Raw genomic sequence first — 18,030 nt, 5'->3', positions numbered from 1 at the left:
TATGAATATTAAAAAGTTATCTGATGATGTATCAGTTTCACCCCAAATAAATATTGAAGACTGTACGGAAATATTAAAAATGGGGTTTAAGAGCATTATTTGTAACAGACCCGATGGTGAGTGCGAAACACAGCCCTCATTTTCTTCTATTAATGAACAAGCTCATGAGCTTGGTATATTAACTTATTATCTACCAGTCATTAGCGGTGCTATTACAGAAGAAAACAAGCAAGAATTCGAGTTTGCCCTTAGTAAGCTACCAAAACCTATTCTTGCATATTGCAGAACGGGCACTCGTTCAGGGATTCTTTATTCAATGGTTAGTGCAAATAGTGAGGGTGAACGATTATGACCTTTAAGCGAGTAACACCTGAATTATCTGTATCAGCACAGATAACGCTGAACGATTTGCAGCATATAAAAGAGCAAGGCTTTAAATCTATTGTCTGTAATAGACCTGATGGTGAGGGGGCTGATCAAATTAGTTTTGCTGCAATAGAAAAACAAGCAAATAATTTAGGCTTAAATTGCCATTACTTACCTGTTGTAAGTAGTAAGGTGACCGATGATGATATTAAAAACTTTGAAAATATTGTTAGAGACTTACCGAAACCTATTTTAGCTTATTGTAGAACAGGTACTCGCTCAATCACGCTATGGGCCATGAGTGCACCAAAAACATATTCTCATGAAGAGATTTTAAATTTATCACAAAAAGCGGGCTATGATTTAAGTGGTGTTATTAGACGTTTAAAAAATAATGGTGAAACGCAAATCAGTAAAGCTGATTTTGCTTACCCTATTGTAATAATAGGTGCTGGGGCAGGTGGTGTCGCTGTTGCTGCGAGTATTAAGTCACGTTCACCAGAGAGTGAAATAGTTATCATTGAGCCCAATGAAATACATTATTACCAACCTGGTTGGACATTAGTTGGCAGAGGGGTTTTTACTCCTGAACAAACGGTTAAAACTACAGCGTCGGTAATACCTGATGGTGTAAAGTGGCTTAAAGGTGCAGCAGCTGCATTTATACCCGATGAAAACTTGATAATAATTGACGGTTGTAGAACGGTTAAGTACGAACATTTGGTAGTATGTCCTGGAATTAAGCTTGATTGGCATAAAATTGATGGGCTCAGCGAAACATTAGGTGAAAATGGCGTAACCTCAAATTATAGGTACGATTTAGCACCCTATACTTGGGAGTTGGTGCAAAACCTCAAGAAGGGAAAGGCGGTGTTCTCTCAGCCACCAATGCCGATAAAGTGTGCCGGAGCTCCCCAAAAAGCCATGTATTTATCATCCGACTACTGGTTTAAAAACAAAGTAATTAATAATATAGATGTGGAGTTTTACAATAAAGGCGAAGTTCTTTTTGGTGTTAAAGAGTATGTACCTGCTCTACTAGAGTATATTAAAAAGTACGATGTCAATATGAATTTCAATCATGAGTTAATTGCTGTTGATGGAAAGCAAAAAATAGCGACTTTTAAAGTGGTTAATGGCGAAAATGAATCTGTGGAAAAAGTTAAATTTGATCTGTTGCATGTCGTGCCCCCTCAATCTGCTCCAGATTTTATTAAAGTGAGCCCACTTGTCGATGAAAATGGCTGGATAGATGTTGACCAATCAACACTACAGCATAAAAAGTTTAGTAATATTTTTGCATTAGGTGATGCTACTAATGCGCCAAACGCAAAAACGGCTGCTGCTGCAAGAATGCAGGCACCAGTTGTTGCTACTAATCTTTTATATGCGAGAGGATTATCTAAATATCAAGCTATATATAACGGTTATGGTAGCTGTCCACTGACTGTTGAACTTGGCAAAGTCGTATTAGCTGAATTTGGTTATGGTGGTAAAGTAATGAATAGCTTTCCGTCATGGATTATTAATGGTAAACGCCCATCTAGACTTGCTTGGCTACTAAAAGAAAAGTTGTTGCCGCCTATTTATTGGTTAGGCATGTTAAAAGGCAGAGAGTGGATGGCAAAACCAGAGAAGTTATCAGATAAATCAGACTAGCAACCCTACTAACTTTGATAACAATAAGGCTTAATAATGAATAATCCTGTTGACTTTTGGGACGACCGATTTGCATCAAGTGACTATGCTTATGGCAAAGAGCCTAATGATTTTTTAAAAGCAAATACACATTACATTACGGGCGAAAAAATATTGTGTTTAGCTGAAGGGGAAGGGCGTAATGCTGTTTATCTAGCCAAGCTAGGTTACGAAGTTACTTTAGTTGACTTTTCAAGTGCCGCCCTTTCTAAGGCTAAAGCCTTAGCACAAGAGCAACAAGTTGAGATAACAATTGTTCAAAGTGATCTGTCACAGTATCAAATAGCTGAAAATAGCTGGGATGCAATTATTATGATATTTGCACACCTTCCACCAGCAATTAGAAGGCAGGTGCATTCTCAGTGTGTGTCTGGATTATCAGACAATGGTGTACTTATAATTGAAGGTTATACGCCTTTGCAACTTAATAACAACACCGGTGGCCCAAAAGACGAATCGCTTCTATATACTCAACCAATGTTTATTAATGATTTTTCAGCACTTTCATTTATTATTTTTCATGAAGTAGAGCGAGAAATAAGTGAAGGGGTTTATCACTGTGGTAAAAGTAACACATTGCAACTCGTCGCGTTAAATCGAGATCATAATTAAAGCTTAAAATTAAAAACACAAACTACCATAAACTTTGAATCGATATTATTTAATAACGCTTTAATACCTGTTCGATAGACGTTGGCGCATTCTTGCCTTGAGTTGGCACTTTTGTTAAGTCATCTAAACGAGTTAAGTCGTCGAGTGTTTGCCAAAAAAGTAATAGCTGCATGAATGAAATTAGTCGAGTAATTTCAAAATTTTTTATTGTTTGAGATCAATAAAGTAACAAAGAATAAAGTGCATAATTTACGACTGTAATTTTATGCTAGTAATAAGCAATGAGGTTAGAAAGTGGCTTTATTAATAAATAATAAATGCATTAACTGTGATATGTGCGACCCCGAGTGCCCAAATGAAGCCATTTATATGGGCGCTAAAATTTATCAAATAGATTCAGATAAATGCACCGAATGTGTGGGTCATTACGACAAGCCAACGTGCGTGAGCGTATGCCCCATTGATTGTATAAAGCCCGACCCTAATCACCGAGAAACTATAGATGAGCTGGCAGAAAAATATGTGAGGTTAATGGGTTAGTTACTTAATATGTAGATTAATTATATGTTTTTCTGAGAAAGCTAAGTGCATTGTAACTAATTAGTTATTGTTTATTTTTGGCATAGTTCCCACATACAATTAAAAAAGGATTTAAAGTGCTCTTGAGCGAAATTAAAAATATAAAGAGCTTTCTTGGTGCCCAACTTTATTTTCAGCTAAATGGCCGAAGCTTAAATAATTTAATAGCTAAAGAGTAAAGGTCACAAATATACAATCTTATAAAGTATTATAGGGTTATTGAATATAAGAGATGACTTTATGAATACATTATACATTACTGGAGCAGGTGTAAGTGCTGCTAGCGGTATTCCCACCTTTCGCGGTGAAGATGGCTTTTGGACTATTGGTAGTAAAAACTATACGCCAATGGAAATGGCGACACGTGCAATGTATGAAAATAATCCAAGTGAGTTTTTAGCTTGGTATTATCATCGCTTTGCAACTTATCGTCATCATGGTCCTAACGAAGTGCATCATTGGCTTAGTGATAAAAACTTAATAACTCAAAATATTGATGGGCTAGATGGTAAGGCGGAAAATAAAAATTACATTGCGATTCATGGTCGGCTTGATCAAATGACTGTATTTCATCATCAAGGTGATAACGTTACACCACAAGCTACGCTATGGAGTAATGTTGATGAGAGCAACTTACATCGCTCTCTACTTGCGTTATTCAATATTGAAAACCATCAGCCAAAGCTTAATCATTCTTTAAAGCCCTTTGTGTTGTTATTTGATGAATATTACACCGAGCTATACCGCATTACTGAAGCGCAGCAGCGAATGATTGATGCCGATAAAATGGTGTTTATGGGTACTTCGTTCAGCGTTAATATTACCCAAATGGCATTAGAGATTGCACGTAATTACGCTATTCCTATTGAAATTGTTGATCCTGAACCTACTCATGTATTGCACTCAAATGTAAGTTATAAAAAAATGACTGCGTTGGAGTACATACAGCAACAAGGTTAACTAGGTAAATAGGTTTTGTATTGCTGCTGGTATACATAACCTATTATGCGTTATTAATAATCAGTACAGTTTAGGCTATGTTATTGTTAGCCTTTAATTCACACTATGTACCGGTTATTTTAAGTACTAAAATACATTATAAGTAGACGACAGCAATGTTAAGTATTTCTCTTGGGCCTTTGGTTATTTCCATTTCACAGTTGATCATTTTTTTAGGGTTAGGCATTTTTTGGGGGCTTACCTATTTATTGACACGCCAACATCCATTACAAAAAGCGATTTTAGACACTGTTTTTAAAGCAATTGTGGTGGGGTTTTTAGTCTCTCGGTTAGCGTTTGTTTTTACTATGTGGGATGCCTATCAAGGTAACTGGTGGCAGCTTTTTAATATTAGCGATGGCGGCTTTATTGGTTATTATGGCTGGCTCAGCGGTATAGTGGTTTTAGCGTTTTATGCACGTGGTAAAAAAGCGGTAATGAAAAACTACGCTATTGCTGGGTTTGTTGGTTTTTGTTCAATGATTATTCCTAATTTTGCGCTGTCTATTTATCAAACGGGTGTGCAGTTACCGCAGTCTGTTGTGCATAATATTCAAGGGCAGCAAGTTAACTTACAAAACTTCAAAGGTAAGCCGGTGGTGATTAACTTTTGGGCGTCGTGGTGTCCGCCGTGTCGAAAAGAAATGCCGGTACTGCAAGCGGCTCAAAAAAATAACCCGAATATCACGGTGGCATTTGTCAATCAAGGCGAAGACTTACACACGGTAAAAGCGTTCCTTGATGAACAGCAACTCGACCTAAATCATGTGTTTTTTGATCAAAGTAGTAATGTGAGTCGCGAATCAGGTGCTGCGGGCTTACCAACAACTTTGTTTTATAATAGCCAAGGTGAGTTAGTTACCAGTCATATGGGAGAACTTTCTCATGCGAGTTTAGGCTATTATATTCAGGCTATTAGTGATAAAAAATAACGGTGTATTGCTGTTTAATCGCGTCATTCCTTTTTTATGCTCTTTTAATAAGCAGCTAAATAGCAATTTTGCTGCTTAACTTCCTACCTTTATTCGAATTGACTATTTTTTGATAGGTTATTCAGTTACTTATCAGTTTACATTAACAAACTATTAAGTTTGGTTGTGTAAAATACAGCTACTTTTTTCGTATCAGCTTTAGCCGGTACGCTCATCTTTAAGTATTAACTGTATTTTAAATGGAACTGTTAAAACTATGACCGCTCATCGGATAACCCACGCTGCACATCACTCTCTTCCACTTTTTATTAAATCAACGCTATGCGTGTCTATTCTATCTGTTGTCAATCATGCATATGCTGATGAAGCAGAAGATAAAACATTAAAAAGCAAAGATATGGAAGTCATTGAGGTGCGTGGTATTCGTTCCAGTATGGCGGCTAATTTAGATATAAAGCGTTTATCGAGCTCTGTGGTTGATGCCATAACAGCAGAAGATATTGGTAAGTTTCCTGATAAAAATGTCGCTGATTCATTACAACGCGTACCTGGCGTGGTGATTGACCGTGACGGAGGCGAAGGCTCATCGGTAAGTATTAGGGGGTTATCATCTGAGCTAACCTTTTCTCAGCTAAATGGTAATTTTATTGCGTCATCACCAGGTGAGCCGTCTCGCTCATTTGATTATGCATTACTGCCCTCAGCCATGATTGAAAGCGTGGAAGTGTATAAATCGCCAGAAGCGCGTTTAGATGAGGGGGGCGTAGGCGGCACGGTATTAATGCATAGTCGTAAACCGCTGAGTATGGAGGCAAACTCTGGGGTAATTAACATGGAAAGCACCTATGCCGATGTGACTGAAGAATCTGAGCCGCAGTTAACCGCGCTTTATTCTTGGAAGAACGAGGCTGATACCTTTGGCATGTTGTTTGGTTATACCTCACAAAAACGCACTAACCGAACTCTCTCAGGAGGCACAGATGCAAACGTATGGCGCTTTGCCGGTGATAACCCGGTAGATACCAATGGTGAGCCGGTTGATAATAATAATCAGTGGGGCTCAATAAGTGATGCTCAGGGTAATAATTATAACGATGTTTGGTTTCCTCAAGTGGTTCGTGGCTCAATTGTAAACGAATTACGTGAGCGAGAAGGGGTGCAATTTAGCACGCAGTGGCGTCCAACCAGCCGTGTTGAAATTGGCTTTAACTATTTTGGATTTTCACTTGATAAAAATAGAACAGAGTCGGTGATTGATATACCTGAGTGGTCTTTAAATCCTGACTTTTTAACCGATGTAAGTTTGGATGAGTCGGGCACTATTATCAATGGGATGCAATTTGATGCAGCTGCGAGTGGCGCAGAGAATGATATGCAATTGCCGTGGATGCGAGGCCGTTATGTGCGTGAAGAGTCGACCTCAAACACCTTTGATTTTAATTTAACCTATGAAGGCGATTATTTTAAAGCCCGTTTTGTGGCGGGCAATACGCGCTCTGAAGGCGGGCCAAAGGAGAGTTGGGAAGCGGCGTATAAAAGTTCAAACGCCGGTGAAAATGAAAGCCGTATAGAAAATGCATCGCAAACAGCGGGTTGGCAAATTAATGAAAACGACATTAGTTTAAATATAGACCCAAATACGCTAGCAAACCTACTTAATGGCGTGGGAGGCGGTCGCGATCCGGGCTCGTCAAATTCAAGTTTTGTACGCAGTGAACTCGAAGAAGATTACTACCAAGCTGACTTTGATATTTATACCGATTGGGGCATTTTAAGAACAATTAAAACCGGCGTAAAGTACCGAGAAGCTACGCTGCATCGCGAAACCGGTAATACCTTCTTTTTAGATCCTAATTTTGATATTGCTGCAGGAGAAGCCAGCGAGGGGGGGATCACACGTTTTGACAGTTATCAGTGGAACAACGGTATGCCACTAGCACAAGACGTGTTTATTAACGAGGGTAACATTGCTGGTGGTTTTAATATAAACCAAATGCCCGGTATTGATTGGCAAAAATATCGTGACATTGTGACCAGTCATTATGTGCCGTATACACGCAAAGAAGATAACTTTATTTATGATATTGAAGAGCAAATAGCGGCGTTTTATCTGCAAGGTGACTTTGAGTTTAATAGCGTGCGAGGTAATTTAGGGGTGCGTGTGGTGCGCACTAAAACCATGACATCATCAACCGACCTATATACTTATTTATTAGATCATACCAATGATGACACCGGCGAGCCGGTAACGGGAGATGATCGATTTGTTGAAGACTATCAACTTATTACTCAAGAGAGTACCGATACTCAAATTCTTCCTAGCTTTAATATTGCTTGGGATATAAGTGATGATGTAGTGGTACGAGGCGCGGTTGCTAAAGTGATGTCACGACCTGATTATGCCGATTTAGGCGCACAACAACGCATTACGTTTGTCTCAGATGAGTGGGCAGACGATAGAGCTGAGTTTAATGAAATTCCGGGTTTTAGTGGCAGTGGCGGTAATAAAAACTTAAAGCCATTTGAGTCGGTGCAAGCTGATTTATCTATTGAATATTACTACAGCGAAGGCTCTGCCATTGGTTTAGCGCTGTTTCATAAAACTGTTGATAATTTTGTTGTACCCTTAGTCATTGATGTACAACAAGATTTTGCTGGTAAAGAGGGCATTGTTGAGGCAGGAAATATTACTATATCGCCATATAGCACAGTAGGTAATGGCACTGATGCCGTATCTAAAGGGGCGGAAGTATTTATACAGCATGCCTTTGATAGTGGTTTTGGTTTTTATGCAAACTACACTTATAACAAAACCAATAAAGCCGATGTAGAAGTGGATGGTAAAGAGTTTGGTAAATCGCCACTAATAGGCAGTGCTAAGTATCAATACAATACCTCGATATATTATGAGGGAGATGCCTTTAATATTCGAGCTTCTTATAATAAACGCGGTGAAACTGTGTTGGGTTTAAATAGCGGCTTAAATGTATACCAAGACCCATACGAGCAAGTTGATGTAAATGCTTCGATTAATTTATTAGAGGATTTGAGTTTGACCGCTGCAGTTATTAATTTAACTAAATCTGAGTCGGTAAAGCGCCTAGGTAACGATACAGAGTCTCGGTTATTAAACTCAAGCTATTCGGGAAGACGTTATTATGCGGGCATAAACTACCGTTTTTAAGCTGAGTGTGTTGAGTTTAGGTAAACAAGCTGTTTTGTTGCTGTTTTAGCTTTTTCTTGTAAGTTATTACTTTATAATGAGCGTTATAAAAATTATAGAATTAATATTAACAGGATTGAAATGAGTGATTTAACGGCAATAGCCAACTTATCTATTTTATTAGTTGAGCCTTCTGAAGTTCAACAAAAGCTAATAAAAAAATCACTGGCTCAGTGCGGTGTTACACAAATTGAAACGGCCAGCACTCAAGAAAACGCGCTGGCTGCTTTATCAAATTATCACCCTGATTTAGTCATTAGTAGTATGTATTTTAGTGACGGTACTGCAGATTCTTTATTACAGGCAATACGCAGTAATAGTAATACTGAGCAACAGGCATTTATGTTGGTATCGAGCGAGCGTAATAAGCGCCATTTAGAGCAACTTAGGCAATCGGGGGTATTAGCGATTTTACCTAAACCGTTTAGTGCCGACGAAATAACCCGAGCGCTTAAAGCGACTTTGGATATTATTAGCGAGCAAGAAGTGGAACTAGAGCACTTTGATGTGACGCTTCTTAGAGTGCTTGTAGTTGATGACAGCCGTTTTGCACGAAAACACATAATAAGAGTGCTAGCGGGGATGGGAATTCCAGCACCGGTAGAGGCCGAAGACGGTAAACAAGCAATTGAAATGTTAAACAGCCAATCATTTGATTTAATTGTTACTGACTACAATATGCCAGAAATGGACGGTAAAGAATTAACTGAAACGGTAAGGCAATCGAATGCGTACTCGCATATTCCAATCTTGATGGTGAGCTCAGAAGCTAACGATACCCATTTAGCTAATATTGCTCAAGCGGGTGTGGACGCAATATGTGACAAACCGTTTGAGCCCGCTACTGTGCGCGATTTACTCTTTAAAATCATGAGCTAAAACATAACTATAAAAGCACTTTTTAACTAAAGTGCTTTTAAGTAACGCAATGAAAAATTGAGCAGCTTGGCGGCCGGCAAGGGCTTACTTAAATAAAATCCTTGAGCAATATCGCAGTTTAGCTCGTTGAGTAAATCTAGCTGCTCTTTGGTTTCTACCCCCTCAGCCACTACTTTTATTTCTAGGCTGTGTGACATAGCTATGGCCGCTTTCACTAAATTACAGTCTGCCTTGTTATCTGTTATGCCAGTAATAAAGCTGCGGTCAATTTTTAGCACATCAAAAGGGTATTCTCGTAAGTAACTTAATGATGAATACCCTGTGCCAAAGTCGTCCATGGACAGTTTTATGCCCAGCTCATCAATTTGCAATAAGGCATCATGAATTGACGCTTGGCTATTCATCAGCACCCCTTCGGTAATTTCCAGCTCTAAACATTCATTATTAATACTATTTTTATGCAGAGTGTGTTTAATTATATTAACCAGTCCCGGGTCTCTGAATTGGCGCGGTGATAAATTAATCGCCATGGTATAGTTTTGCTTGTTAATTGATTGCCATTCATTTAAAAAGCGTAAGGCTTGTTGAAGAACAAATACACCAATAGGCGTAATTAAGCCGGTTTGCTCTGCAATTGGGATAAACTCATCTGGGTTTATTTCCCCTAACACTATATTATGCCAACGAAGCAAGGCTTCAGCGCCAACGATGGTGTTTGTTTTTACATCTATTTGTGGTTGGTAATAAAGCTCAAATTCATTACGCTCCAGTGCACCATGCATTTGCTCTTCTATTTCAAAGCGGCGGCGCATGGCGACGTTCATTTGTGGGGTGAAAAAAGAGGACGTGTTTCGCCCCATGGTTTTTGCTTGGTACATAGCGGTGTCGGCATTTCGTAACAACACCGAGGCGCAGGTGCCATCCTTAGGGGAAATAGCAATCCCAATACTTAATGTCAGTATTAAGTCTCTACCTACAAGTTTAAAGGGTTTCCTAAATGCTTGAAGTAACCGCTCAGCAATCGCTAAAGCATCGTTTTCATCATTTAAATTGGATATTAAAACAATAAACTCATCGCCGCCCAATCGGCCTATTGTGTCACTTTTTTTAAGTGTTTGCTGTAATCTTGCTGCTGCCGCAATTAATAGTTCATCGCCCACTTCATGGCCTAAAGAGTCATTCACTTTTTTAAAGTCATCAAGATCTAAAAAGAACACCGCGGCTTTTTCGTGGCTCTTTTGTACTTCCAGTAATATTTGTGATAAGCGGTCTAGAGATAAAAAGCGATTAGGTAAATCGGTTAAACTATCAAAGTGGGCCTGATGGCGAATTAGTTCAGCGGAGCGGTGTGGTTCGCTAATATCACGAATAATCACCATAATTTGGTTTTTTTTCGGCAGTAAACGCAATCTCGCTTCGTAATAAATTACGCCTTCAGGCATGCTTAATTCGTATTCAAAACTGACCATACTGTCTTGTGTTATCGTTTTTTCTATATGAACCTGAAACTTTTGCGCTACTTTTTCAGGTAATACATCCACCATTTTTTTACCAATAAACTGGCTAGGTGAAATATATAAATCGTTTTCATTATTTGCATGGTAGTCAGTAATAGTGCCATTTTGATCTAGTACAAAAAATAAATCAGGAATTGCCTCAAATAAAGTTTTGAGCATGGTGGCATTAAATACGGCTTCTGCTTGTGCTTTGTGAACCTCAGACAGATCAATATCAATACAGTACATTTGTTTGGTATTGTACTGATTGGTAAACATAACATGGCTTGAAAATACGGCTACATCATTGCCATTTTTATGGCTGAGTATGAGTTCTGATGCGGGAATTTCAATATCATACTTAATCCAATTACTATGCGCTTTAATAACGGGCTCTCGCATTGGCGCGGGTATAATTAAATCTTCGAGTTTTTTGCCAATGGCTTCTTGGTGTGTATACCCATAAAGTAATTCGCTGCCTTTATTCCAATAAATAACACGTCTTTGCTCATCGTAACCTTGTACTGAAATAGAATCGACAGCATCAAAAAGTTGATGCAACGGGTCATTAGTAACATATTGATGAGCTGGCATATTATTAGTTTTATTGGGAGCCATTAAATGGGTTCCAGTTATTGAATTACTTTCTTTATATAATAGACATAAAGTTGTGATTTAGCATGGTAAGTGGCGTTTCAATAAGTGATTTTTTATTGATTGAATAGATAGTGATTTGAACAAAGCACAGGTAAGCACTTTTATAGTAAAGGCCAATAAACATTGGCCTTTATATTTTATTATTAGTTGGTGGGCATTAAATAGATTTCGCGTACGCTATTACGCTGATTAGCTTCAATGGCAAACAAAACGGCATCGGCCACGTCTTGAGGGTCGAGCTTATCTGGTTTTGCTTCATCAAAAAATGGTGTATTCACCATGCCTGGGGCTATGGTTGTACATCGGCCATGCCAAGGTTTCATTTCTTCTGCAAGGTTTTGACCAAAGCCATGGGCAAACCATTTAGTGGCACCATAAATAGAGCCATCAATGGGTCTTCGCCCTGCTGCAGAGCTGGTTAAAATAAAATGCCCTTGGTTTTCACGTAAATGAGGCAAAGTGAGTTTGGCGGTCCACAGTAGTGCTTTAATATTAAGGTCAACCATGGCTGACCACTCTTTAGGATCGCCATTCTCTGTACCAGGTGATGACACACCCATGCCGGCGTTAGCGAATGCTGCGTCTAATCGGCCAAATTTTTCAACGCCTTTACTCACTACATTCTCAAGTTCATTAAATTCAGTGGCATCGGCTGAAACGCTAAATGCATTTTCATGGCCTAACTCGTCAACTAGTTTATTGAGTTTATCTTCGCTGCGCGCGGTTAAGATCACTTTGTGGCCATTATTGACTAATGTTTTAGCGGTTGCCTCGCCAATGCCGCTCGATGCGCCGGTAATTAAAATTACTTTATGTGTTGCCATGGTTTGTCTCCTTTTTTGGAATTCTGCCAAGCTTGAGTGTATAGACTCAATTAAATGAGTTAGTTAGGGTTAATTGAGTGACAGTAATGTCGTTTAAGCATGCTATCAGGAGTAATTCATTACCCTAATAGATAGAATCATATTTATTTGAATAGTTAAGCTATAAGTATAATTATATAAACTTAACCTTAATTGAATTTAGAGAGATTAGCGATAAGGGTTTGAACGTATGTTTCAAACCCTAGTAGCCGAAAGCAATTAAGCTTCTAGTTGAAATGGGTATACCGATCCTAGGCTAAGTAACTGGGTTAACTCATCAAGCGCTTGATAACTTTCGGTTAATAACGCTGGATCGGCAAAATCGTTAGCACCGAGTTTATCGCGGTAATGGCGCGTAGCCCAATCACATAATTGGGCGTACTTTTGCTCATTTAAAATAACCTCTGGATTTACCGCTGCTAGTTCTTGGCTATTGAGCGCCACACGTAAACGCAAACAAGCAGGTCCGCCGCCATTTTGCATGCTTTGGCGTAAATCAAAAAACTGCACTTGATTTATGGGGTTATCGGCAATAATCATTTCTTCAATATACGCTTTTACAGCAGGATTACGCTGGCATTCTTGTGGGGCAACGAGCAACATTTTATCGTCACTAAGGCTAACCAGTTGGCTATTAAATAAATAGCTACTAACGGCATCTTGAATACTCACTTTGCTGGTTGGCACTTCAATAATATAAAGCTGTTTGTTACCTACATAAGCTTCGCGGATATCGTCTAATGCTTGCGTTTGATTTAAAAATGCCTGCTGATGGCATAATAAAACATTGGCGTTACCCACCGCGATTACATCATTATGGAACACCCCTTGGTCAATCACATCAGGGTTTTGTTGTAAAAGTATTTGGCTGGTATCTTTTATATTGTGCAATCGACAAATAGCTTCAGACGCTTCCAAGGTTTGCCTTGCAGGGAACTTAACGGGTTTAACAAGCTGACTGTTAAAGGCACTTGCACCAAATACAAATAATTCTAGCCCGGTTTCACCATGGCTGTCGCACAGGCGAGTATGGTTTGCTGCGCCTTCATCACCAAAAAAACCTTGCTCAGGCAAATGTGAATGGTGTGCAAAGTATTGTTCGTTATTAAACATCGCTTTGAGCAAACGTGTAGTGGTGTTTGGCTCTAAAGAGCGATGAAATTTATTATTTAGATTAGCCGCAGTGAAGTGTACTTTGCCGTCGTTAGTATCAGGTGAAGGCGATACGGTGGCTGCATTAGCGGTCCACATGGCTGAGGCTGAGTAACAAGCGCGCAATAAAATAGGATCGGCTTTAAAGGCTTTATTAATGACTTGTGCATCGTTGCCAGTAAACCCTAAACGCCGCAATACATTTAAATCTGGGCGAGCATGAGGCGCAAATACCCCTTGGGTTAAGCCTTTATCGTGCATGGCTTTCATTTTAGCCAAGCCCTGCAATACTGCTTCTTGCGGGTTTGAAAAGCTCGCCGCGTTATTTAACGAGGCAACATTTCCATACGACAAACCTGCGTAGTTGTGAGTAGGGCCGACTAAGCCGTCAAAATTAACTTCTAAAGCATGCATACACGTTCCACTAACCAATTAAATAGTCTTTTACAATACAACGCTATGACTTAGCTTGCAAAGTCTGTTCAAAAATAGTTTTTAACGCGAGTAGATACGCTCTTTCTCACTGGTGGTATGCGTATTTGTTGGCTCATTAACTTGCCACACTGTGATATCTAAGCGCCATAAAAAATAAAGAGTGTTGTATAAATTAGACATAATTTTTTTCCTTGGTGTAACTAATGACAATTAAATATAAGGAAGAAGTATGCCAATTGTTTATTGAATATTTTATGAATATAAATCAGATATTTACTATTATTTCTTTAATACCTAGTTTGGTTGAGGCACCAAATTGGGGGAGTAATTATAAAATATGCACTTTTTTGGTGTGATGTTATAAAGCCCTGCATTACATGACAGGGCTAGGGTAATTGCGTTAGGTTATTAACGACCTACTTTACCTTTTACAAGGGGCGTAAACGACATCACTTTAAACTTATTAGGGTTTTGAGTTTTATCATTGCTTAACACCGGCGAGTTGTGCAAATCGTTTACTGTAAAATATATTTTATGATCTGCACCATAACTAAAGCCATCTGGCCAGCTTAGGCGATCATCTTTAAATAACACTTCATAGTCGCCATTTGGTTTTACGACGCCAATTGCACCATTGGTTATATCGGTCACATAGACGTTACCGCCCCCATCCACCGTAATGCCGTCGGAAATGGGTTTAGTGCCGTAGCGCATTACTTTAGCTTCTAGCGCTTTTGCTGAAAGCTGCTCGTTGTTAATTACGCTGGTGGCAATACGATAAACCGAAGTCCCCGACATTGACCCGAAGTAGAGCCAGTCTTCGTTAGGATCAAGCGTAATTGGGTTAACACCTAAACGCGCAGGTTGTCCGCCCAGGCGCATTGTTCGGCCATTAATAACCATATCAATATTTTCGGCGGTGGTGTATTGGCTATCTTGTAATACTCTTCGCGCTTCACCGGTTTTTAGGTTTACTATAATAATTGCAGCCTGACTGCCTTGTGCTGTATCGGCAATGTAAATAACGCCGTGTTTATTATCGATGACTAAATCGTTTAAAAACGAGGTATCGGTAATTATTGGTTTGGCTAGGTAAATAATTTTATGCAGTTGCTCTTGGTTGGTATCCCAACCAACTAATCGCCCCGCATGATCGGGCCCTGAGGTATCAAGCATCCATAGTATGCCGTCGCTTGATACATTAACACCGAGTACCCCGTAAAAGCCCTTACCTTTGTTGTATGCGTAAGCCCATTGCTCATTAGGGTAGGGTTTAGTGGTGCCATCACTTAATAGCTCCATGATTTTTTGATTTTGCCCATAAAAACCATGTATAGATAAGAACTTACGGCCAGATGGCGTAATGGCTATGTTGCCAGGCGGGTGTTGTGCATCAAATGTCGCAACAGTGGTTAATTCACTATTATTGGCAAGTGCTCCATTACTTACCAGTAATGTAATGCTGTAAGTAATAGCAATAAGTCGTTTTTTTAAATGAGTCATTAATTAACGCCTTGTTTGTTAAGTTATAGCTGGGTAAAGCTGGGTTTTTAGTCGGTCAGATCATTGACCACTAAGTCGAGTAACTGCATTAATTGTTGTGCTTGGGTTGTGTCGATACTGTCAAATTTGCAAAAAATCCTTTTTGGGATGTCGGCAGCTTCAAGTTTTAAAGAGTGACCCGTGTGAGTCAGTTGCACCATACGCTTACGCTTATCGTGTTCGTCTTTTATAACGTTAAGTAATGACTTGTCGGTCATTTTTTTTAATATTTGAGTAAGCGCGCCACCATCAATTGCGGTTTTATCTATTAGCTCAGCGATGGTTACTTCATCTTGTTCCCACAGCGCCATCATAACAACATACTGAGGATAGGTAAGGTTAAGCTCAGCTAGAGGTTCTCGATAGGCACGGGCTATGCTGTTGGACGCCATATATAAACGATGGCATAACTGATTTTTTAATTTTAACTGTTCAAACGACATCGCTTTGTCCTTCATTTCAATACAGAACATTTTAGTTTGCATGCAAAGTATTTGCAATCAGAATTTAGTTGATCTATTATTTTGCATGCAAAATAATTGGCTTGAAAATTTTAATATTAGGAGTTCACTATGAATGTATTACAAAATGTAGCTTATACAGCAAAAGCAACGGCAACAGGCGGACGTGAAGGCGTTGCTAAATCGGATGATGGTCGTTTAAATGTTAACTTATCAACACCTAAAGGGTTAGGTGGTGACGATGGACAAGGCACTAATCCAGAGCAATTATTTGCAGCAGGTTATGCTGCCTGTTTTATTGGTGCACTTAAGTTTGTAGCGGGTAGCGAAAAAATTGCGTTGCCAAGTGATACTTACATTAACTCTGAAGTGTCTATTGGTGCGATTGATGCCGGTTTTGGTATTGCTGTAAAATTGGCTGTATCACTAGGTGATATGGACAAAGCAGCGGCACAAGCCTTGGTAGAGAAAGCACATCAAGTATGTCCATATTCAAATGCAACTCGTGGCAATATTGAAGTAGAGCTGTCGGTTATTTAATTAACCTCTTTATATTGTTTATAAAAACACGCCATGAGTGATCATTGCGTGTTTTTTATTGGGCACACCTCTAAAAGCCAAACTTGAGTTGACGCGGAAAATAGATAACTTTACCTGAATATATGAAATTTCATATATTCACTATTCCATATGTTTTTCTTTTCATATATTGTTGTTGTATGCAAAACAAGACTACACTGTATGAATCAACTAAATCCTCTGCATTTTTTTAAATGTATCGCTGACGACACCCGCTTAAAGACAATACTGCTTATTGCGCATGAAGATGAGTTATGTGTATGTGAATTAGTGGCGGCACTTGATGTAAGCCAGCCTAAAATTTCACGGCATTTAGCTGTATTACGTCAATGCGGTTTGCTTGCTGATCGTAAGCAAAATCAATGGGTGTTCTATAGCTTAAATAAATCACTACCTGATTGGGCGAAAGATGTAATTACAAAAACATTACATGCCACCCCTACATTTTATGAGCATCAATTACAGCGTTTAAATGTGATGGGCAAGCGTCCTGAGCGAATTTTAAAATGCTGTGACTAACTAAAGGAATTTTATAATGACGATTAAAGTAGGCATAAATGGTTTTGGACGAATCGGACGTTTAACCTTACGAGCGGCAATTGATTGGCCTGAGGTTGAATTTGTACATGTTAATGATGTGGCTGCTGATGCGAAAACACATGCCCATTTATTAGAATTTGACTCGGTTCACGGACGCCTAAAATATGAGGTGCAAGCCGATGATAATAGTTTTTCTGTAGCAAAGCATACGGTTAAAGTAACGAATAATAAATCGATTGCAGAGACTGACTGGTCACAATGTGATGTGGTGATTGAAGCCAGCGGTAAAATGAAAACAACAGAATTACTCAACGCTTATTTAGCGCAAGGTGTAAAGCGTGTGGTTGTTACTGCCCCAGTTAAAGAAGAGAGTGTTTTGAATGTGGTAATAGGGGTGAACGATCATCTTTATAATCCGCAGTTACATAAACTTGTTACCGCGGCTTCATGCACAACAAATTGTTTAGCGCCTGTGGTAAAAGTATTGCAAGAAAAAGTAGGGATTAAGCATGGATCCATAACAACGATTCATGACATTACCAACACCCAAACCATTATAGATGCACCTCATAAAGATTTACGTCGCGCGCGCTCATGCGGAACAAGTTTAATTCCTACCACTACCGGCAGTGCAACGGCTATTACGCAGATATTCCCTGAGCTCAAAGGAAAATTAAACGGCCATGCAGTTCGAGTCCCCCTAACCAATGCATCAATTACTGATTGCGTGTTTGAACTAGAGCGTGGTGTAACCGAACAAGAAGTGAATGGATGGTTTAAGCAAGCGGCTAATAACGAGCTAAAAGGCATTTTAGGCTATGAAGAAAAGCCATTGGTATCTATTGATTACAAAACAGACCCTCGTAGCACAATTATAGATGCGCTTTCGACAATGGTTATAAACCATACTCAACTTAAACTCTATGCTTGGTATGACAATGAATGGGGTTATGCCAACCGGACTGCTGAGCTGATGCTCAAAGTAGGACAAAGTGATTTAGTAAACTAGTTCAGGGT

At 39.2% G+C, this 18,030-nt stretch carries 17 protein-coding genes; 11 read left to right on the top strand and 6 right to left on the bottom strand.

Features of this window, described 5'->3' with window-relative positions; translation table 11 throughout:
- Nucleotide 1: 1 nt before the first annotated feature.
- Genes ABZP26_RS18455 through ABZP26_RS18445 form a run of 3 tightly spaced genes read left to right on the top strand, consistent with a single transcriptional unit; the run spans nt 2 to nt 2,676 of the window.
- Nucleotides 2-352 (top strand): TIGR01244 family sulfur transferase, encoded by a 351-nt coding sequence (locus ABZP26_RS18455; protein WP_016900098.1) that lies wholly within the window; start codon nt 2-4, stop codon nt 350-352.
- Entirely contained in the window at nt 349-2,025 is a 1,677-nt protein-coding gene (locus tag ABZP26_RS18450; RefSeq protein WP_064664286.1) for a bifunctional protein tyrosine phosphatase family protein/NAD(P)/FAD-dependent oxidoreductase, read from the top strand. Before ABZP26_RS18455 ends, ABZP26_RS18450 begins: the two co-directional genes overlap by 4 nt.
- 36 nt (nt 2,026-2,061) lie before the next feature.
- A complete protein-coding gene (locus ABZP26_RS18445; RefSeq protein ID WP_036955265.1) occupies nt 2,062-2,676 on the top strand; it encodes a bifunctional 2-polyprenyl-6-hydroxyphenol methylase/3-demethylubiquinol 3-O-methyltransferase UbiG in 615 nt (204 codons plus the stop codon).
- A gap of 49 nt (nt 2,677-2,725) precedes the next feature.
- Here the strand turns inward: ABZP26_RS18445 and ABZP26_RS18440 are convergent, their stop codons facing one another.
- Entirely contained in the window at nt 2,726-2,848 is a 123-nt protein-coding gene (locus tag ABZP26_RS18440; RefSeq protein ID WP_368485644.1) for a hypothetical protein, read from the bottom strand.
- A gap of 122 nt (nt 2,849-2,970) precedes the next feature.
- On the opposite strand from ABZP26_RS18440, the gene ABZP26_RS18435 reads away from it, so the two are divergent.
- From ABZP26_RS18435 to ABZP26_RS18415, 5 genes are all read left to right on the top strand, one after another.
- The gene (locus ABZP26_RS18435) at nt 2,971-3,216 is read left to right on the top strand and encodes a YfhL family 4Fe-4S dicluster ferredoxin (protein WP_058155766.1); all 246 of its coding nucleotides are present in this window, start codon (nt 2,971-2,973) and stop codon (nt 3,214-3,216) included.
- A gap of 279 nt (nt 3,217-3,495) precedes the next feature.
- On the top strand, nt 3,496-4,215 hold the full coding sequence (locus ABZP26_RS18430; RefSeq protein ID WP_024602760.1) for a Sir2 family NAD-dependent protein deacetylase: 720 nt from the start codon (nt 3,496-3,498) through the stop codon (nt 4,213-4,215).
- A gap of 155 nt (nt 4,216-4,370) precedes the next feature.
- Entirely contained in the window at nt 4,371-5,186 is an 816-nt protein-coding gene (locus ABZP26_RS18425; protein ID WP_013462938.1) for a TlpA disulfide reductase family protein, read from the top strand.
- A gap of 256 nt (nt 5,187-5,442) precedes the next feature.
- Nucleotides 5,443-8,370 (top strand): TonB-dependent receptor, encoded by a 2,928-nt coding sequence (locus ABZP26_RS18420; protein ID WP_368485643.1) that lies wholly within the window; start codon nt 5,443-5,445, stop codon nt 8,368-8,370.
- A 120-nt stretch (nt 8,371-8,490) separates the two neighbouring features.
- Complete coding sequence (locus tag ABZP26_RS18415; RefSeq protein ID WP_013462940.1) at nt 8,491-9,288, top strand: response regulator; 798 nt, start codon at nt 8,491-8,493, stop codon at nt 9,286-9,288.
- A gap of 26 nt (nt 9,289-9,314) precedes the next feature.
- On the opposite strand, the gene ABZP26_RS18410 is transcribed toward ABZP26_RS18415, so the two are convergent.
- The 5 genes from ABZP26_RS18410 to ABZP26_RS18390 form a co-directional block, all read right to left on the bottom strand.
- Nucleotides 9,315-11,402 carry an EAL domain-containing protein gene (locus ABZP26_RS18410; RefSeq protein WP_368485642.1) on the bottom strand — a complete coding sequence of 696 codons (2,088 nt, stop codon included), beginning with the start codon at nt 11,400-11,402 and terminating at the stop codon, nt 9,315-9,317.
- Between the two features lie 182 nt (nt 11,403-11,584).
- Complete coding sequence (locus tag ABZP26_RS18405; RefSeq protein ID WP_368485641.1) at nt 11,585-12,265, bottom strand: SDR family oxidoreductase; 681 nt, start codon at nt 12,263-12,265, stop codon at nt 11,585-11,587.
- Between the two features lie 258 nt (nt 12,266-12,523).
- A complete protein-coding gene (gene astB / locus ABZP26_RS18400; protein ID WP_090493430.1) occupies nt 12,524-13,870 on the bottom strand; it encodes an N-succinylarginine dihydrolase in 1,347 nt (448 codons plus the stop codon).
- A gap of 429 nt (nt 13,871-14,299) precedes the next feature.
- Entirely contained in the window at nt 14,300-15,394 is a 1,095-nt protein-coding gene (locus ABZP26_RS18395; protein WP_368485640.1) for an L-dopachrome tautomerase-related protein, read from the bottom strand.
- Nucleotides 15,395-15,441: 47 nt separating this feature from the next.
- The gene (locus tag ABZP26_RS18390) at nt 15,442-15,876 is read right to left on the bottom strand and encodes a MarR family winged helix-turn-helix transcriptional regulator (protein WP_368485888.1); all 435 of its coding nucleotides are present in this window, start codon (nt 15,874-15,876) and stop codon (nt 15,442-15,444) included.
- A 129-nt stretch (nt 15,877-16,005) separates the two neighbouring features.
- On the opposite strand from ABZP26_RS18390, the gene ABZP26_RS18385 reads away from it, so the two are divergent.
- The 3 genes from ABZP26_RS18385 (at nt 16,006) to ABZP26_RS18375 (ending at nt 18,022) form a co-directional block, all read left to right on the top strand.
- Nucleotides 16,006-16,434 carry an organic hydroperoxide resistance protein gene (locus ABZP26_RS18385; RefSeq protein WP_013462947.1) on the top strand — a complete coding sequence of 143 codons (429 nt, stop codon included), beginning with the start codon at nt 16,006-16,008 and terminating at the stop codon, nt 16,432-16,434.
- Between the two features lie 201 nt (nt 16,435-16,635).
- Nucleotides 16,636-16,992 (top strand): metalloregulator ArsR/SmtB family transcription factor, encoded by a 357-nt coding sequence (locus tag ABZP26_RS18380; protein ID WP_013462948.1) that lies wholly within the window; start codon nt 16,636-16,638, stop codon nt 16,990-16,992.
- A 16-nt stretch (nt 16,993-17,008) separates the two neighbouring features.
- A complete protein-coding gene (locus tag ABZP26_RS18375; protein WP_368485639.1) occupies nt 17,009-18,022 on the top strand; it encodes an ArsJ-associated glyceraldehyde-3-phosphate dehydrogenase in 1,014 nt (337 codons plus the stop codon).
- The last annotated feature ends 8 nt before the right edge of the window (nt 18,023-18,030 follow it).

It is taken from the genome of Pseudoalteromonas sp. SD03 (assembly GCF_040937955.1).
Taxonomy (GTDB): domain Bacteria; phylum Pseudomonadota; class Gammaproteobacteria; order Enterobacterales; family Alteromonadaceae; genus Pseudoalteromonas; species Pseudoalteromonas tetraodonis.
Note: the sequence above shows the minus strand (reverse complement) of the source record. Positions and strands in the feature narration are given on the sequence as shown.

Coding starts and splice junctions, on each gene's coding strand:
- ABZP26_RS18410 (WP_368485642.1), bottom strand. CDS start 11,402: ATGGCTCCCAATAAAACTAATAATATGCCAGCTCATCAATATGTTACT.
- ABZP26_RS18450 (WP_064664286.1), top strand. CDS start 349: ATGACCTTTAAGCGAGTAACACCTGAATTATCTGTATCAGCACAGATA.
- ABZP26_RS18455 (WP_016900098.1), top strand. CDS start 2: ATGAATATTAAAAAGTTATCTGATGATGTATCAGTTTCACCCCAAATA.
- ABZP26_RS18420 (WP_368485643.1), top strand. CDS start 5,443: ATGACCGCTCATCGGATAACCCACGCTGCACATCACTCTCTTCCACTT.
- ABZP26_RS18440 (WP_368485644.1), bottom strand. CDS start 2,848: ATGCAGCTATTACTTTTTTGGCAAACACTCGACGACTTAACTCGTTTA.
- ABZP26_RS18405 (WP_368485641.1), bottom strand. CDS start 12,265: ATGGCAACACATAAAGTAATTTTAATTACCGGCGCATCGAGCGGCATT.
- ABZP26_RS18425 (WP_013462938.1), top strand. CDS start 4,371: ATGTTAAGTATTTCTCTTGGGCCTTTGGTTATTTCCATTTCACAGTTG.
- ABZP26_RS18395 (WP_368485640.1), bottom strand. CDS start 15,394: ATGACTCATTTAAAAAAACGACTTATTGCTATTACTTACAGCATTACA.
- ABZP26_RS18445 (WP_036955265.1), top strand. CDS start 2,062: ATGAATAATCCTGTTGACTTTTGGGACGACCGATTTGCATCAAGTGAC.
- astB (WP_090493430.1), bottom strand. CDS start 13,870: ATGCATGCTTTAGAAGTTAATTTTGACGGCTTAGTCGGCCCTACTCAC.
- ABZP26_RS18380 (WP_013462948.1), top strand. CDS start 16,636: ATGAATCAACTAAATCCTCTGCATTTTTTTAAATGTATCGCTGACGAC.
- ABZP26_RS18375 (WP_368485639.1), top strand. CDS start 17,009: ATGACGATTAAAGTAGGCATAAATGGTTTTGGACGAATCGGACGTTTA.
- ABZP26_RS18390 (WP_368485888.1), bottom strand. CDS start 15,876: ATGTCGTTTGAACAGTTAAAATTAAAAAATCAGTTATGCCATCGTTTA.
- ABZP26_RS18385 (WP_013462947.1), top strand. CDS start 16,006: ATGAATGTATTACAAAATGTAGCTTATACAGCAAAAGCAACGGCAACA.
- ABZP26_RS18415 (WP_013462940.1), top strand. CDS start 8,491: ATGAGTGATTTAACGGCAATAGCCAACTTATCTATTTTATTAGTTGAG.
- ABZP26_RS18430 (WP_024602760.1), top strand. CDS start 3,496: ATGAATACATTATACATTACTGGAGCAGGTGTAAGTGCTGCTAGCGGT.